16 protein-coding genes are annotated in these 16,678 nt (G+C 56.6%); 6 read left to right on the top strand and 10 right to left on the bottom strand.

Annotation, left to right across the window (positions count from 1 at the left end; all coding sequences use genetic code 11):
- Positions 1–74 precede the first annotated feature (74 nt).
- Together H7F20_RS03440 and H7F20_RS03435 are read right to left on the bottom strand one after the other, a co-directional pair.
- Positions 75–662, bottom strand: a complete 588-nt coding sequence (locus tag H7F20_RS03440; protein ID WP_185784730.1) for a HupE/UreJ family protein — start codon at positions 660–662, stop codon at positions 75–77.
- A gap of 23 nt (positions 663–685) precedes the next feature.
- A complete protein-coding gene (locus H7F20_RS03435; RefSeq protein WP_185784729.1) occupies positions 686–1,411 on the bottom strand; it encodes a TerB family tellurite resistance protein in 726 nt (241 codons plus the stop codon).
- Between the two features lie 131 nt (positions 1,412–1,542).
- Between H7F20_RS03435 and H7F20_RS03430 the strand changes: the two genes are divergently transcribed.
- The gene (locus H7F20_RS03430; RefSeq protein ID WP_185784728.1) at positions 1,543–1,953 is read left to right on the top strand and encodes a BrxA/BrxB family bacilliredoxin; all 411 of its coding nucleotides are present in this window, start codon (positions 1,543–1,545) and stop codon (positions 1,951–1,953) included.
- Between the two features lie 57 nt (positions 1,954–2,010).
- Here the strand turns inward: H7F20_RS03430 and H7F20_RS03425 are convergent, their stop codons facing one another.
- On the bottom strand, positions 2,011–3,315 hold the full coding sequence (locus H7F20_RS03425) for a hypothetical protein (RefSeq protein ID WP_185784727.1): 1,305 nt from the start codon (positions 3,313–3,315) through the stop codon (positions 2,011–2,013).
- Positions 3,316–3,698: 383 nt separating this feature from the next.
- Between H7F20_RS03425 and H7F20_RS03420 the strand changes: the two genes are divergently transcribed.
- The 3 genes from H7F20_RS03420 (at position 3,699) to H7F20_RS03410 (ending at position 6,598) form a co-directional block, all read left to right on the top strand.
- Positions 3,699–4,439, top strand: coding sequence for a 1-acyl-sn-glycerol-3-phosphate acyltransferase (locus tag H7F20_RS03420; RefSeq protein ID WP_185784726.1), 741 nt, complete (start codon positions 3,699–3,701; stop codon positions 4,437–4,439).
- Positions 4,432–5,091, top strand: coding sequence for an HD domain-containing protein (locus H7F20_RS03415; protein WP_185784725.1), 660 nt, complete (start codon positions 4,432–4,434; stop codon positions 5,089–5,091). The genes H7F20_RS03420 and H7F20_RS03415 overlap by 8 nt, the downstream gene beginning before the upstream one ends.
- 85 nt (positions 5,092–5,176) lie before the next feature.
- Positions 5,177–6,598: a Gfo/Idh/MocA family protein gene (locus H7F20_RS03410; protein ID WP_185784724.1), complete on the top strand. Its 1,422-nt coding sequence runs from the start codon at positions 5,177–5,179 to the stop codon at positions 6,596–6,598.
- 53 nt (positions 6,599–6,651) lie between these two features.
- Here the strand turns inward: H7F20_RS03410 and H7F20_RS03405 are convergent, their stop codons facing one another.
- From H7F20_RS03405 to brnQ, 6 genes are all read right to left on the bottom strand, one after another.
- Positions 6,652–7,728 (bottom strand): PA0069 family radical SAM protein, encoded by a 1,077-nt coding sequence (locus H7F20_RS03405; protein WP_185784723.1) that lies wholly within the window; start codon positions 7,726–7,728, stop codon positions 6,652–6,654.
- 98 nt (positions 7,729–7,826) lie between these two features.
- Complete coding sequence (locus tag H7F20_RS03400) at positions 7,827–9,380, bottom strand: hypothetical protein (protein ID WP_185784722.1); 1,554 nt, start codon at positions 9,378–9,380, stop codon at positions 7,827–7,829.
- A 15-nt stretch (positions 9,381–9,395) separates the two neighbouring features.
- A complete protein-coding gene (locus H7F20_RS03395) occupies positions 9,396–10,178 on the bottom strand; it encodes an enoyl-CoA hydratase/isomerase family protein (protein WP_185784721.1) in 783 nt (260 codons plus the stop codon).
- 85 nt (positions 10,179–10,263) lie between these two features.
- Positions 10,264–11,694: a PAS domain-containing sensor histidine kinase gene (locus tag H7F20_RS03390; protein ID WP_185785816.1), complete on the bottom strand. Its 1,431-nt coding sequence runs from the start codon at positions 11,692–11,694 to the stop codon at positions 10,264–10,266.
- A gap of 137 nt (positions 11,695–11,831) precedes the next feature.
- Positions 11,832–12,386, bottom strand: coding sequence for a CopD family protein (locus H7F20_RS03385; RefSeq protein WP_185784720.1), 555 nt, complete (start codon positions 12,384–12,386; stop codon positions 11,832–11,834).
- Positions 12,387–12,416: 30 nt separating this feature from the next.
- Positions 12,417–13,754, bottom strand: coding sequence for a branched-chain amino acid transport system II carrier protein (gene brnQ, locus H7F20_RS03380; RefSeq protein WP_255443968.1), 1,338 nt, complete (start codon positions 13,752–13,754; stop codon positions 12,417–12,419).
- Positions 13,755–13,935: 181 nt separating this feature from the next.
- Between brnQ and H7F20_RS03375 the strand changes: the two genes are divergently transcribed.
- Positions 13,936–14,160, top strand: coding sequence for a hypothetical protein (locus H7F20_RS03375; RefSeq protein ID WP_185784718.1), 225 nt, complete (start codon positions 13,936–13,938; stop codon positions 14,158–14,160).
- Here the strand turns inward: H7F20_RS03375 and thiL are convergent, their stop codons facing one another.
- The gene (thiL, locus tag H7F20_RS03370; RefSeq protein WP_185784717.1) at positions 14,161–15,213 is read right to left on the bottom strand and encodes a thiamine-phosphate kinase; all 1,053 of its coding nucleotides are present in this window, start codon (positions 15,211–15,213) and stop codon (positions 14,161–14,163) included.
- A 56-nt stretch (positions 15,214–15,269) separates the two neighbouring features.
- Here thiL and H7F20_RS03365 point away from each other — a divergent pair, with 56 nt between their 5' ends.
- Positions 15,270–16,547: a choice-of-anchor B family protein gene (locus H7F20_RS03365; protein WP_370588467.1), complete on the top strand. Its 1,278-nt coding sequence runs from the start codon at positions 15,270–15,272 to the stop codon at positions 16,545–16,547.
- The last annotated feature ends 131 nt before the right edge of the window (positions 16,548–16,678 follow it).

The raw sequence follows: 16,678 nt of genomic DNA, 5'->3' as shown, positions 1-16,678 counted from the left end.
TCGTGCGGGAAAGCACTAATATACCGGCTTTTAAAAACCCTTACAACCCCGCACGGGTTAATTTTAAGTGAAAATCAGGCCGGCCAGGCACCCACCAGCAGCCCCAGGGAAATCGCTGCAATGACCAGGCTGCCCACCCGGATATACCAGGGGGCCGGGGCCCGCAACCTTTCGACCAGGAAATAGGAAAGCCCCAGCACCACGACCAGCACCAGCAACTGGGCGGCCTCAATCCCGAGGGCAAATCCCAGCAGGGGCCCGTTTTTTTCGGTTTCCCCCATCATCAGCATCCGGAAATAATTTGAAAACCCCAACCCGTGGATCAGCCCGAAAAGTCCGGTGGATATCAGGTGGATCCGGAAGGCGGTCCGGGGTTCCTCCCCGGAAGCCCCCACGAACAAGTTAAACAGGGCCGTCAGCAGGATGGTAACCGGGATCAGGAATTCCACCCAGGCGGCATCCACATCCACAACGCCATAGGCCGCCAGGGCCAGGGACAGGCAATGGGAAATCGTAAACAAGGTGGCCAGCCAGAAAACGCGCTTCCAGCTGCGATACGTAAAAGGCAGGGCGAGTGCCGTCAAAAACAGCACGTGGTCGTAGCCCTGGGGGTCGAGTACATGGAAAAATCCCAATTCGCCGTAAACCCAGAAATTTTGCATACTACTAGCCGGTTTTTAACTGACTACAGGCCGCGTTCGCGCTGGATGGCCTCATAGGCTTTTTGGACTTCCTTGAACTTTTCCTCCGCGCCCCGCTTGATCGCCTCGTCCTGCGTATTCACGCGGTCCGGATGGTATTTTTTGGCCATGTTCCGGTAGGCCTTCTTTACTTCGTCGTCTGTTGCAGTCCGTTCGATTTCAAGGATGGTATAGGCATTGTCCACCGATTTGACGAACATGGCCATGATGCTCTCAAAATCCGACGACCTGATTTGCAGGTAACCCGCAAGTTCCCGGAGTTTGCGCAATTCGGCCTCGCTCACATGCCCGTCTGCCTGGGCAATCCCGAACAGGAAGTGCACTAGCTGCAGCCTGACCTCATAGCGGGTGCGCTGGTTCAGGTAGGCACAGATGCGCTGGCCGGAAATCTCGCGCTTTTTGATGACCTCGTTAAACGTCCTGAAAATGGCATTTGCTTTCTCCTTACCGTAGGTGGAAAGGAAATACTGACGGACGTAATCGAGCTCCTGCTGGCTCACCTGCCCGTCGGCCTTGATGATGATGGAGCAGAGCGATAGCAGGTTCAGCTCAAAATCCGCCGGGGAGACCTGCTGTTTTGAGAAACTGGTGAATACGGAACCCGTGCGCGCGGTGGACCCATCGATCAGGCTCCCCAGCAGGAACCCGATGATTGCCCCGGGCAGCCGCAGGAAGAGGTATCCGACAAACGCTCCAAACCATTTTATCATCCGGAAAATTTTTGGCAAAGATAGCGCTTTGGTCCTGAACCGTACCCGCACCGGAAGCCCCTGGACACCGCCATGGTAAAGTGACGCCCTTTTCGTACCTTTAGCTCCTGATAAATTTTTAAAAAAAGACTATGTACCCTACAGAACTGGTTAAACCCATGCGTGAAGACCTGTCTTCCGCCGGCTTTGAGGAGCTCTTCTCCGCCGAGGAGGTCGAAGCCGCCATAAAACAACCGGGCACCGTACTGGTGGTCGTGAATTCTGTTTGCGGCTGTGCCGCAGCCAATGCCCGGCCGGCTGCCAAGCTGAGCCTGCAGCATGGCAAAACCCCCGACCGCCTGGTCACCGTATTTGCAGGCGTGGACCGGGAAGCCGTTGACGCAGCCCGCGGGCTGATGGTCCCTTTCCCGCCCTCATCGCCCAGCATGGGGCTCTTTAAGGACGGGGAACTCGTCCACATGATCGAGCGCCACCACATCGAAGGGCGGCCGGCTGATATGATCGCCGACAACCTGACCCAGGCTTACGACGAGTTTTGCTGAAAGGCAACGCATAAAGAATTTAAAAACCCCGCTTTTCCAGACGGGGTTTTTTATTGATCATTCTTGGATGTCTTTAAGCTTTTTACGGATTTCACGAATTCGGGATTTGTCCGGTATGCTGAGGTAAATACGGTAAAGCCGTGTGAGCAAATCGAGGTCATCTGGCGCCGCACGGAGGCCTTCCAGGAGCACCGCTTCGGCTTCCCGGTACAAGGATATTTTCACCGATTGAAGGCGGCGTGCCTCCGCAGGAGATTTTTCCTGTTCGATCAGGCCCAGCAGGGCCTCTGCTTCATTGGAATAGACTTCGGACAATCCCAGGATGGCTTCCAGGTTTTCCGGCGAAGCCGATAGTACGGTACGGAAAGACCGGATGGCAGCTTTCGGGTCGGAAAGGGCGCTTTGGGCTTGTCCGAGATACAGGTACATTTCGCCCGTGGCAGGACCTAATTGGATGGCCTCCATAAGCGCATCCCTGGCGCGTCCGGGGCGGTCCATTCTTAAATACATCTTCCCGGTATTTACCAGATCGTCCACGTGTCCGGCGTTCAGGTCACGGCTTATTTGGAGGTAGGTGCGGGCCTGATCAAATTGTCCGAGGTTGCCCGAGTGGGTAGCCATATCATAAAGGTATGCCTGTTTATTTGCCGGGGCCCTTTCATTTGCTGCAGAAGCGAGCAATTCCCCGTAAATTTTCAATGCCAGGTCATCATCCCCGAGTTCCTGTACACAGTGTAGCGCCTTCCTGAGATTCCCGGTAACCCGCCAGTTATATGCGTAAGCGTCCAGGTAGTCTTCGGCAGCCGATGCCAGGTCCCCTTCCTCCTCCTTCCGTGACCCCGCATCCCGGAGGCCTTCAGCTCGGATCCGGTCCGTTCCGTAGACCGGGACGTCTTCCCCCCATCCAAAACTCTTGGCGAAGGCACCCCATTCCCAACCCCTCTTAAAGGATGCCAGCCGGTCCGCAAATGGGGGATATCCTTCATAGGTCGCCTCATTTTTAAGCAGTACGGCAAATTCACGGAAGGCCTGGTCCGGATCCAGGCCCAAACGGGCCAGGGAGGACCCGCTGAAATAGTCTGCATCCAATTCGTGGGTCTCCATCAGGTTCGTTTTCCCCATGGCATGTTGAAAAACATGGTGCCCCAATGCATGCAGGAAGGTGATGGCCCCGGGAATATCCAACCCCGGATTTTCCATGAATTCTTCCATGTCGGTTTGCAGGGCAAGCATGCGCGACATGCCCCCGGTAAGACCATTCTGGAAGAGAGTCGCTGCATTCAGGGAACCCGCAGCACATGTAATAATAGAAAAGTTGCGGGATACCCTGAGTTCCTTTAGAAAGGCGTCAATGCGCGACAATTGATCAGGATCGCAAACGGATGATATACACCAGGATTCCCTTTTTTCCGGGAGATTTACGGGAATAACGGAATCAACAGGGGTGTCCGGAGGCGGCATAGGGGTGCCACAGGGCTCGATGAATTCTGCAAAGGAAATACGCCCGGTGAAACGGCAAATGGGTTGGGGTTCCTGGGCCCATCCGGGGACAGGTAACTGGAGCAGCCAGAGAACAACCCAAATGGGCCAAAATCGGTTTTGTCGGAATTTGGTGATAAAGGTTGATTCCCCGCTCTCGGACATACTTTTGGTGCGATCTGGCATATTCCCTGTCAAATATAAGGTCTTTCTTACAAATCGAGCATATGCGTTGTCAACGGACCAGGGTTTCTTATTTTTGCACCATGGCCAAACTCCTGGCATATCCGCTTTCGGCAATCTACCTGTTGTTTTTCGGGCTGACACTCGTCGTGTTCCACCCGGTGCAATGGATGTGCCTGAATGTGTTTGGCTACCAGGCGCATAAGGCGAGCGTGAGCCTCCTCAACCTCTGCATCATACGCTGCACGCACCTGCTCGGCACCACCTACCGGTTCGAGTACGCCGACCCCATGCCGGCAGGTGGCCCGCTGATCATCGTGACCAACCACCAAAGCCTGTACGATATCCCGCCCCTGATCTGGTACCTGCGTAAATACCACCCCAAGTTTGTCAGCAAGAAAGAGCTTGGCAAAGGGATTCCCAGCGTCTCCTACAACCTGCGCCATGGGGGGTCCGCCCTGATCGACCGCAAGGACCGCCGGCAGGCCCGGGCCGAACTGGAAAAGCTGGGCGCTTACATTGAAAAAACCGGGCACAGTGCGGTCATTTTCCCGGAAGGCACCCGTTCCCGGACAGGGGAGCCGAAGCCCTTCCGCACCTTTGGCCTGAGCCTGCTGATGGATCAGGCCCCCTCGGCGCAGATCCTGCCCATCAGCATCAACAACTCCTGGAAGATGTTCCGCTACGGTTCCTTCCCGCTGGGCCTGGGCGCGCGTATCCGCTTTACGGTGCACCCGCCCATCCCGGTAGCCGGGTTTACCCCTGAAAAAATGAAAAACCTCGAAGCGCTGATCGCTTCCAAGATCGACCCCCCCAATGACTGATTCCGAATTTGTAGATAAAACCATCGCCTTTGTCCGTAAAGAACTGGAAGGGGCCGAAGGGGGCCACGACTGGTTCCATACCCAGCGGGTCTTCCGCAATACGCTCCTGATAGCCAAGGACGAGGAAGTGGATATCCTCATCGTCAGCCTGGGCGCCCTCCTCCACGATATCGCCGACCCCAAATTCCACGACGGGGACGAGGATGCAGGCCCCAAAAAGGCGGATGCCTTTATGCGGGAAATCGACGTGCCCCAGCCGGTGCGCACCCACGTGGTACAAATCATCCGCAACATCTCTTTTAAAAAGAGCCTTGAAAACAACAAAAAACCCTTCAAATCGGGCGAATTGCACGTGGTCCGGGATGCCGACCGCCTGGATGCCATCGGTGCCATCGGGATTGCGCGGGCCTTCAATTTCGGGGGCTATAAGAACCGCAAGCTCTACGACCCGGAAATTGCCCCCCGGGTGAAGATGAGCAAGGCGGAATACCAAAAATCCGATGGGCCCACCCTGAACCACTTCTACGAAAAACTGCTCCTGCTCAAAGACCGGATGCACACGGAGACCGGGAAAAAACTGGCCGAAAAACGGCATGCGTTCATGCTGGAATTCCTGGAGGAGTTTTACCGGGAGTGGAACGGAACTGCCTGAGGCCCCAATCTGGCGCGGGAAGATCTTGAGGTGTATTCTTTACACAGATTTTGTATCTTGATAGCTCATTTCAAACCAAACACCCATGCAAAGAAGAACCTTCCTGAAAAACACCGCCGCCACTTCGGCCGCCTTCAGTATTGTCCCCAGTTATGTGCTCGGAAAAGGGCATGTTCCCCCCAGTGATACGCTTTACGTGGCCGCCTTCGGTGTCGGCGGACGGGGTGCCGGGGTCATGAGGGGCCTCCACGAAACCGGCAAAGTCAAGTTTGTTTCGTTCTGCGACGTGGACGACCGGCGTGCGGCCGAGACCTACGAGATGTTCCCGGACGTCAAAAGGTACAAGGATTACAGGAAGGTATATAAGAAGCACTTAAAGGACATGGATGCGATCATGGTGGCCACCCCGGACCATACGCACGCCACCATTGCCCTGCCGTTTATGCGGGAGAAGAAACACGCCTATGTGGAGAAACCCCTGACGCATAACATATCGGAAGCCCGGATGATGACTCAGGTGGCCCGGGAAATGGGCATCGTTACCCAGATGGGCAACCAGGGTGCCTCCAGCGACGGCAGCCGGGAGGCCCGGGAGTGGCTCGATTCGGGCATCATCGGCCAGGTGCAGAAAGTAGATTGCTGGACCAACCGCCCCGTGTGGCCGCAGGGGGTGCCGGTACCCCAGGGGAAGGACCCGATCCCCGCGGAACTGGACTGGGACCTTTGGCTCGGACCGGCAGCCATGCGCGATTACAACGATTCCTACCTCCCCTTTAAATGGCGCGGCTGGTGGGATTTCGGGACGGGGGCACTGGGCGACATGGGTTGCCATATCATGGAAACGCCTTTCAGCGTGCTGGAACTCGGTTACCCGACCGAAGCGGAGGCGAGCTGTACCACCAACTGGGTAGGCGATTTTGTGGAGGCGGATTACAGTGAATCCTGCCCGTCCTCCTCCATCGTAAGGCTGAAATTTGCCGATTCTAACCACGGGCCCATCGAACTCAACTGGTACGATGGTGGCCTCAAGCCAGACCTGCCGGACGAACTGAAAGACGGGGAGACCATCGGGGACAATGGGGGCGGCTCCATCTTCTACGGTACCAAGGGCATCCTGGTCTGCGACACCTATTCGCGCAACGCGCGGTTGCTGCCGAGCGACCTGATGGACATGGTAAATAAGCCCGCACCTCGACTGCCCCGGGTACCCGGCGGCACCGGCGGGCACCAGCAGAATTTCGTGGAGGGTTGCCTCAGCGGGACCCCGACTTCCTCTAATTTTGAAAAAGCGGGAAAACTGACGGAATCCGTATTGATGGGCAACCTGGCCATCCGGGCCTACCAGTATAAAAACCGGGTTACCGATCCGGAAAGCGGCCGATCCTACTGGGAGTATCCGGGTCGCAAAAAGATCATGTGGGACGGTGCGAATATGCGCGTAACCAACTTCGACAAGGCCAATGAGTGGGTACAGGGCAGCTACCGAAAGGGCTGGGACCTGGCCTGACCCGATCCAGTGGGTGGCAACCGAAGACTTTCCTCTGAAGGAACGGCCTGCACTCAGAACAGGCGCAACTGACCGTCTTTAAATGGGGCATGCAGGTCGCAATTCAGGTCCGGGAATATCCGGTCGCTGAAGTATTTCTTCCGGGCCACCGCGGCCATTTGGTGGATCTGGGTTGCTATCGCTCCTTCCCCTTTGTTGCGGATACCAAACCGGCTGTCGTTGAGGCTGCCCCCATGGCAGGCCCGGATCTGGGACAGCACCTTCTCTGCCCGGTCCGGCAGGGCCCGTTGGAGCCAGTCGCCGAACAAATCCGCAAGCGCCCCGTTCAGGCGTACCACTGTGAATCCAAAGGAACGCGCCCCTGCATCCGCAACTGCTTTGGCAAGCTCCATGATTTCGTGGCTGTTGATCCCCGGGATAATCGGTGCCAGCATGGCATTGACCGGAATCCCCGCTTCTGCCAGTTCCCGGATGGTCTCCAGGCGTTTTGGGATACTTGCGGTGCGGGGTTCCAGAAGTCGGCGCGTCGATTCCTCCAGGGAGGTTACGGAAACATTCACCCCCACCAGGCCGTGCCCGTTCAGGTCGCAGAGCAGGTCCAGGTCCCGAAGGACCAGGGCGTTCTTGGTGATGATCCCTACCGGGTGCCGGTAACGGAGGAACACCTCCAGGCAGCGGCGGGTAATCCCAAATCGGCGCTCTGCCGGCTGGTAGCAATCGGTGTTCCCGGAAAGTACGATGGGAGCCGCTTTCCATGAGGCCTTCCGGATATGGGCTTCCAGCAGGGCCGGGGCGCTTTCCTTGACCAGGATTTTACTCTCGAAATCCAGCCCGGGGCCGTAACCCCAGAACTCGTGGGAATTCCGCGCATAGCAGTACACGCATCCATGTTCACACCCCTGGTAGGGATTCATGCTGTAGGGCATGGAGACATCCGGGCTGGTCACCTTGTTGACAATGGTTTTGGGGTGGACCTTCAGGTAAGTGGTTCGGATCTTTTCTGCTTCCCCGTACAGGCGGCTGTACTCCAGGAACTCCTCCAGGGGTTCCTGCCTCAGGGCTTCAAAGCGGTTTGCCTTGTGGGTTTGCGCGCCCCTTCCTTTGCGGATTTCCTTTTTCGGATCGATCATAGAATAGGATATTATCCAAATTTATGGAATTTTTCCTATTCAATAAATCATTTTCGATTGAAATCCGGGAGCAGCACCCGCACGGCTACCCGTTTCCCCTAACCCCGGATATGCACGGAAACCAGTTGCTTCTTGCTACCGCGCTTTGCGTAGAAGAAAAGCCGGTCGTCGCTGTCGTCCACCAGGGGTTTGGAAACCATCAGGGGCAGTCGCGCCTCTGCCTGGTCAATGATCTTCTCCCAGGTGATCTGGCCCTGGGGATCCAGGCGGATCAAAAATACGTTCCGGTTCCGACTGAGTCCCTGGCGGAATATCAGCCGCTCGTTGTTGAGCAACTGAGGGCTCTCCGCCGCCGTACAGATAAAGAAATACGTACTCCCCCCTTTCGTGTAGGCGCTGTAAGAAGCATAGGCCCCGTCCCCCTGGGTCACCTCCGTCTTGTTGATGTTCCTTGCCCAAACCAGTTTCCCGGATGGGTCAAGGCGGACGCTTACGATGTCGTTGTGGTGGAAGCGTTCCACCTTGATGCGGCCCCCGCTCGCATCGGACTGCATGCTGCTGGTAACAAAATACTCCTCCGCGTTGAACAGCAGGGATCCGTCGGCGGTGAATTGAACATCCTTGAAGACCAGGTTTTTGATGGCTTTCTCCGATTCGGCCCCGAACTTATCGAACATGAACTGCTCCGAAAAGGGGTTGTAGACATGAGCTCCGGGTTTCAGGGTCACCGGATCCACCTGCAGGTACTCCAGCCCGTTGTACCGGTCATCCTTTCGGTCCGCGTAGAAGCCCACACAGAGCAGTTTCCCATCCTTCCAGATAGGTTTGAGGGCCTCCGAATAAAACCCTTCCTGGTCAAAGGATGCCGCCTGGGCACCTCCCCTTGTAACTCTGACGAGTTCGTACTGGTACTTGCGTTCCTCGGCCTTAAAGCGCCTCTTGCGGAAATAGGCCTTGCCGATCAGGAAGGCCGCCGAAAGGTCCGGGGATATCTCCAGGGCCTCGAAGGCGTAGTTTTTCTCCTCCACCTCTGCAGAGAAATCCACATCCATGATTGGTTGCAGATTGAAATTGTACACCAGGATTCGGTGGCGGTTGTCGTCCCCCTTCTTGTGGTGCAGGCTCAGGGCGAAGGCTTTTTGCTCCCGGTCAAAAAGCAGGGTGGTGCTGAACCCGGAATTGAATTTCCGGTTGTAGTAGTTCTTGTCCACCGGATCCTCCACATAAATCGATGGCACCTTGAGCAGGTCCTTCCGGGTGAAAATGTAGTCGCCTATCGGGCTTTGGTGTACGGAATAAATATAGCTCAGCTGCTCGTGGTCGTATCGCAAAAACAACAGGTATAATTGACCGTTGGCAACAAAACCATCCAAAAAATCCGCGTCCTTGAACTTGTAGTTGTATTCATCAATCAGTTCAAGCTGGGGGTTGTATCGCTCAATCAAATAACCCTTTGGACGAAGGACGAGCCCGGTGTAATAGGCACGTACAAGGAGTTTGTTGCCGCTGTTGGCCTCGGAAAAGGTCACCAGGTTCGAATACTTGTACCGATCGTTATATTTTTCGCCGAATTGATAATCCACGGGCATTTCCTGTGCCCGGCAAAATACTGCGGCCAGCAGTGCGGCAAGCAACCATAGGTTCCGAAACATATTTGCGGATTTGGGTTATTTCCCGGGAAAATCGGGCTTCCTCTTCTCGAGGAAGGCCGTGGTACCCTCTGCAAAGTCGGCGGTACCAAAGCAGGTCCCGAAGGCCGCTATTTCGGCCTGAAACCCGGAATTACTAATCCTAGAACCCGCATTTACCGCATTTATTGCATGGCCGATGGCAACCGGGGAGTTTTTCGCGATTTTCTGCGCGAGTTGCAGGCAATGGTTTTCCAGGTCTTCCAGGGCCGTCACCTGGTTGACCAGGCCGAATTCCAGCGCCCGTTCTGCGTCGATCATGGCCCCGCTCAGAATCATCTCCAGGGCGCGACCGCGACCGATCAGCTCCGGCAGCCGCTGGGTCCCCCCGTAGCCCGGGATCACCCCCAGGGAAACTTCCGGCAGGCCCATGCGGGCATTGTGGCTGGCAATCCGGATATGGCAGGCCATGGCCAGCTCCAGCCCCCCTCCCAGGGCGAACCCGTTGACGGCAGCGATGACCGGAGTATGCATCTTCTCGACAAAATTGAAAAGCAGGTCCTGGCCCGAAGCCGCCAGTTCCCGGCCCTCCGCCGGGCCAAAAGAGGCGAATTCGGCTATATCCGCCCCGGCCACAAAAGCCTTGGGGCCGCTCCCCCTGAGCACGATGGCACGGATTTCCGGGTCGTCGTCCAGGGCGGAGAATGCCTCGTGCAATTCCCCAATGGTCTTCCGGTTGAGGGCGTTGAGTTTTTTGGGCCGGTCGATAACCACCTTGGCCACTCTTTCCTGCCTGCTGATTTTTAAGTTTTTAAACTTCATAGCGAACAATCAAATTTTAAAGTCTGTAGATTTTAAAGTCTGTTGGGATCTTAATCCTCGCCGGGCTTCGGTCCCGCCCGGACATTCAGATGATGTTTGAGCTTTGGTTCTTTAACAGGGGCAGGAACACAGTAAAGACTGTGCCCTTGCCCGTTTGGGATGTAAATTCAATGCGCCCGCCATAGGTCTCCACAATGGTTTTGACCATCCCAAGGCCCAGGCCCATCCCGCTGGACTTGGTCGTGAATTTGGGCTCGAATACCTTGTCGCGGTTATCCGCTGCGATCCCCACCCCGTTGTCGGCCACCATGATCCGGGCAAATCCGCCTTCTGCCGCAACCGAGACGAGGATGCGGGGGTGTTCCACCTCCGGGACCGCCTGTATCGCATTCTTCACCAGGTTGGTAACCACCCGGATCAGCTGGGTCCGGTCCATCTTGGCCACAATTTCCTCCTCTTCGGCCATGAAATGGATGTAGGGTTCATTGAAGATGTCCAGCCCCAGTTTCACGATTTCCACAACGTTCAAGGTTTCATTCTGCTGGGCCGGCATCTTGGCGAAGCTCGAAAATGCGGAGGCAATGCTGCTGAGGGTATCTATCTGCTGGATAAGCGTTTTGGAAAACTCAGCCACTTTCTGATTTCCCTGCGGATCTTTGGGGTCAAACTTCCGTTCAAAGCTCTGCACGCTCAGGCGCATCGGGGTGAGCGGGTTTTTGATTTCGTGGGCCACCTGCTTGGCCATTTCCCTCCAGGCCTGTTCCCTTTCGCTCCGGGCCAGTTTGGTGGCGCTGAGTTCCAGCTCGTCGATCATCCCGTTATACGCATCGATCAGCTTGCGGATCTCCTCGCTGGGATCGTCCAGGAAGATTTTTTCATTGGTACGGGCAAGGCGGGTATGGGTCAGCTTGTCCGATACCGTTTGCAGGGAACGGGTAATGTATTTGGAGATGAAGTAAGCCAGGGCAATGGCGCTGAGCAGCATGATCAGGTATACCGCCCCGAGGCGCATCATGAATTCGCCCAGTTCCATATCGTAGAACGAATTTTCCTCAAAGTAGGGCAGGTTTAATATACCTATTGGTTTAAACTTGGCATCCGTTATGTAACGGTAGGACGCCTGGTAGGTATCCCCGGCAGCTGCGGCCTTTTCCACATAGCGCTTGTCGATGCTTCCCCTCAGGGCGTTCAGCACATGGGCTTCCAGGCAGAGGGAAACGGAATCGTTGTCGAATTTGGGCCGGGAATTCTTGATGAGCTGCCCGTCCAGGTCGTAGATATTGAAATTGGCGTTTTCAATAATTGCTATCCGGTAGATCTCATCCTTGAAGATCAGCCCCAGGTTTTCGGTGGTGACCGGGTAGGTGGTACGCTGCAGCGTAAAGCTGATGGCCTGCATGATCTGCTCCTCCTTCCGCTCCAGCCGGTCTTCGTGGTAGTCCCTGGCCTGCTCCCTGTACTGGTAAACGGTAACCCCGGCGATGAGAACGGAAGCGATGAGGACCAGCAGGATCATGGACACAAAGATCCGGGACCGTAAGGACATCTTTTTGAACAAGGCGGTCGGCTTTAGGGTAAAGATAGCAATAATCGCACCAAAAATTCAGGCGGCGCAGGCCGCATCCGGCCCCCTTTGAACATCCTGGGGCCGGGTTATTCCCCTGCCTCCTCCTTTTCCCGCACCCTCTTGTAGAGGCGGATCCCCAGCATGATCAGCACGGCCAGGAGCAGCAATCCAACCAGGCCGTAGATCCAGTCCAGGCTGTTCTTGAGGATGGCCAGGAAGACCACCGCAAACAGGATAAGGGTAGCCCCTTCGTTCCAGATCCTCATAAACCGGGAGGTGTATTGGAAATCGTCCCGCTGGAATTTCAGGTACATCCGGTGCATGACCCAGTGATAAACGAGCAATAACAGGACGAATGCCAGTTTCACATGCATCCAGCCCTGGGAAAGCCACCCGGGCATAATCCAGAGCAGGGCCGCGGCCGTCACCACGCAGAGCACCGCGGAGGGCCAGGTAATGATGTTCCAGAGCCGCCGCTCCATGATGCGGAACTGGGCGCCCAGGATGCTGGCTTCCGGTTCGGGTTTGGCCCGTCCTTCGATATGGTAGATAAATAGCCGCGGCATATAGAACAGGCCTGCGAACCAGGTCACGACAAAGATGAGGTGCAGGGATTTGATGTAGTTGTAATAGTCCGCCATGGCCGGTGTTTTTCTATTGGTAAACTTACATTATCCCTGCCTGCCTATCAAGAATTTTCCGCCTATATAGGCCGTGGCTGCCGGCAACAGCCAGGCAAGCCCCTGTTCTTGCAGCGGGATCCACCTGACCATGGGCCCAGTGATCCAGCCGGGCCGGAGGCTTTCCACAAAATCCGGGATGCTGAACAGGAGCGTGGTGGCCACTACCAGCCGGAACAACCGGGGCGGCGTCCAGGAGAGGGGCAGCGCATTGAGCAAAATCAATACAATGGTGAGCGGGTAGATGAACATCAGGACAGGGAGGGCCACCGCAATGATATCGGCCACCGGCAGCTGCCCGAAAAGCACCCCCATGAGGCATCCGGCAATGGCAGTGAGCGTATAGGCGCGCCGGGAATCGCCGAAGCGGGAACGGACATAGTCAGCGGACCCGGTTACGACCCCAACCGCCGTGGTAAAACAAGCCAGGCCAATGAGCACACTCAGGAAAATGCGGCCCCCGGGACCCAGCGTGAAACGGGCCAGGTCGCTCAGTAATTCGGTGCGGGTTACGCCCTCGGGGGAAACGGAGGTCATCAGGGAGCCGCTGTACATCAGGCCCATGTAGAGCAACAGCAAGCAACAACCCACAAAAACCCCTGACAGGGCCACCGCCCGGAATCGCTGGCTGAAATCGAGTCCCGGGTTTTCCAGCCCCAGGGACACCAGGATCACCCCGCCCCCAACAATCGCCCCGATGGCATCAAAGGTCTGGTACCCCTCAAGCATCCCAACGGTAAAGGGTTGGGACAGGGAACGGGCCGTTTCCGGTTCCGGCGGCCAGAATAGCATGCTGCCGATCAGCAGCAGCAACACGGCCAGGATCACCGGTGTCAGGTATTTGCCAATCAGGCTGCCCAATTGGGAGCGGTTCATCACCAGTACGAATACGAGCCCGAAATATACCAGGCTTGTCGCCAATGGGGGCGTACCGATAAAAGGGGCGATGGCCATTTCATGGGTCACGGCTGCCGTCCGGGGCGATGGCAGCGCCAGGGCAATCCCGTAAACGAGGAAGCAATAAACGAGGCTGAAGGGTGTGGACACCTTTTTTGCGAAATCAAACATGGTGCCCTGCAGGCGGGCATGCGCCAGGATGCCGAACATGGGCACCACCACGGCCGACAGGCAAAAGCCGAGGCACACCACCCACCAAAAGGATTCCGCCCGCCACCCGAGCTGCGGGGGGAGGATCAGGTTGCCTGCCCCGAAAAAGAGGGAGAAAAGGGCAAGTCCCAATACGAGGATGGATCTGGGGCTCATTGCGGAAAACTGGAAAAGTCGGGGGGCCGGTTCAGGGTCATCGGATACTGCAATCAGGTTATTCATCGAAAATAATCAAAAAACATCCGGGCCGCTCAATAAAACCGTATATAGCGTCGTTGTGAATGAAGGACAAGCACTAAGAGCGCACTATAGGGAAACGGAAGAATCGGAAATTTTTTCGGCTGGCGTTGTTAGCGGCATACCCGGATCATCAGCGACAGCCCTAACCCCTAAAACCTACACCATGAAGAAGCTCTTCTGCACAATCTTCGGCCACCACTTCTCGGTCTCCAAAAAAGTAACCTCGCATATCAAGGAATACTCCTGTGTACATTGCGGGAAACAGGTAACCACCGACGTCAGCGGGAACCTGTCTAACCTGACACCGGAACTGCGGGAAATCAACCAAACCCTGGAGCTTATCTACCAGAAGCGACACGCCGCGCATACGCACCAACAGGTAGCCTGATCACCCCCCCTTGCCAAATGCGTTCCAGCCACGGGCCGTCAGCGGGAGCTGTTCCCCACTGCGCGTTACCAGCTGGGCCCCAGCCTCTTTTTCGGCCATATGGCCAATGACACTCAAGGAAGGGTTGGCTTTTATTTTCGGGAAATCTTCCTGCCGGATGGTAAAAAGCAACTCGTAATCCTCTCCCCCGCTTAACGCAACCGTGGTACTGTCCAGGTTGAACTCCTCACAAACCGACTGGGCCGACGGGTCCAGCGGGATCTTGTCCTCGAACAACCGGCACCCCACACCCCCGGCCTCGCACAAATGCAGGATCTCCGAAGACAGGCCGTCACTGATATCGATCATGGCCGTGGGTTTTACCCCCAGTTTCGACAGCAATTCCACCACATCCTTGCGCGCCTCTGGCTTCAGTTGGCGCTCCACCAGATAACTGTAGGGTTCCAGGTCCGGTTGGTGCTTCGGGTTCACCTTAAAGACTTCCTGTTCCCGGCGGAGTACCTGCAGACCGAGATAGGCCCCGCCCAGGTCGCCGCTGAGGACGAGCAGGTCATTCGGGCTGGCCCCACTCCTGCGGACGGCCGTGCCTTTGGGTGCCTGGCCAATGGCCGTGATGCTCAGTATCAACCCCTTGTTTGAGGAGGTGGTGTCACCCCCTACGATATCCACCCCATAGATTTCACCGGCCAGGGCAATGCCGGCGTAAAGCTCTTCGACTGCCTCCAGGGGAAAGCGGTTGGAAAAGGCCATGGAAACCGTCACCTGAGTCGGGTGCATGTTCATGGCATATACATCGCTCAGGTTCACCACTACCGCCTTATAGCCCAGGTGTTTGAGAGGGGCATACCCCAGGTCAAAATGCACCCCTTCCACGAGCATGTCGGTGGTAACGGCCACCTCGGTTTCGCCGAATCCCAGCAGGGCCGCATCGTCCCCTATGCCGACCAGGGTGGAAGGTTGCCGGGTTTTCAGATGGTGCGTCAGGTGGCGGATCAGGCCGAATTCCCCGAGTTTTTCAAGGTCGGTCGGCGTGTTGTCTTTGTTGTCGAACATGGTGCAAAAGTAAGGCGGATCCGCATTATAGTGTATCTTTAAATAAAAAATAGCGCGTGGAAAAGCCCGCAATCAAGGCCTTCTTATGGGTGTCCCTGTTCCTGCTTATCCTTGCCGGGTGCTCCGGATCTGACGATACCCCGGTCATGGGTACCAACCCCGATCCGGATCGGGACCCGGATGCCAACGTAACCGAACCAACCGGCTTCACTCCCTGCATGGATGGGATGGCCGGCAATTTCCCGTGTTCCGGTTACGACCTGGTGGCCCGCCTGGACCTGGACGACCTCGGGGCAGGCTCCGGCAATGATATCTGGGGCTGGGCAGACCCGGCCGACGGGACGGAATATGCCCTGGTAGGCCTGGATAACGGCACCGCCTTTGTGTCCCTGGAAAACCCGGAAAACCCGGTATACCTCGGCAAACTCCCCACCCAAACCGTATCCAGCGCCTGGCGGGACATCAAGGTGTACCGCAACCACGCCTACATCGTTTCCGAGGCGGGTGGGCACGGCATGCAGGTTTTCGACCTCACCGCCCTGCGCGGGGTTACCTCACCGCCCGTCACCTTCAGTCCCACTTTCGAGTATACGGCATTCGGGAATGCCCACAACCTGGTGATCGAAGAAAACACCGGTTACGCCTATGCCGTTGGGACGGGGCCTGTATTGCCCTACCAGGGCGGGCCTCATTTTATCGACCTGGGCAACCCGGCGCTGCCGGTGGATGCCGGTGGGTACTCCGGTGCCGGCTATACCCATGACGCCCAGGTGGTGCTTTACCAGGGGCCGGACGCGGATTACTCCGGGCGGGAAATCCTGGTTGGCGCCAATGAAACCCGGGTTGTCATCCTGGATGTGACCGATAAGGACCAGCCCGTGGAGGTTGCCGGGATAGGCTATCCAAACCTTGGATATCCGCACCAGGGCTGGTTCAGCGAAGACCAGCGCTATTTTATCCTCGGGGACGAAGTGGACGAACTGAATTTCGGCTTCAACAGCCGCACGATCGTTTTCGATTTCCAGGACCTCGACAACCCGGTGATATCCTTCACCTACTCGGGCCCAACCACTGCCATCGACCACAACGGCTACGTGCTCGGAGACCGGTTCTTCCTGGCCAACTACACCGCCGGTGTCCGGATCGTGGACATTTCCGGGCTGGATGCACAGCAAATGACGGAGGTGGGCTCCTTTGACACCTACCCCGGCTCCGACAGCCCGGCATTCAGCGGCGCCTGGAGCGTTTACCCCTACCTGCCCAGCGGGTTGGTGCTCATCGGAGATATCGACCGCGGTCTCTTTGTAATCCAGGCTTCCGAAACGACCCCATGATGTTGGAAAGAATACACATTCCGGGTTGCCCGGTAGAAGCAGCCCCCTTGCCCCCGCCTGGTGCAATACCGGGAATAACGACCTCATGATCCTGCTCCGCATCCGTTAGGCAAGCCCCAAAACCCCATAGA

Source organism: Robiginitalea sp. SC105 (assembly GCF_014243345.1).
In the GTDB taxonomy this organism is placed as follows: Bacteria; Bacteroidota; Bacteroidia; order Flavobacteriales; family Flavobacteriaceae; genus Robiginitalea.
Note: the sequence above shows the minus strand (reverse complement) of the source record. Positions and strands in the feature narration are given on the sequence as shown.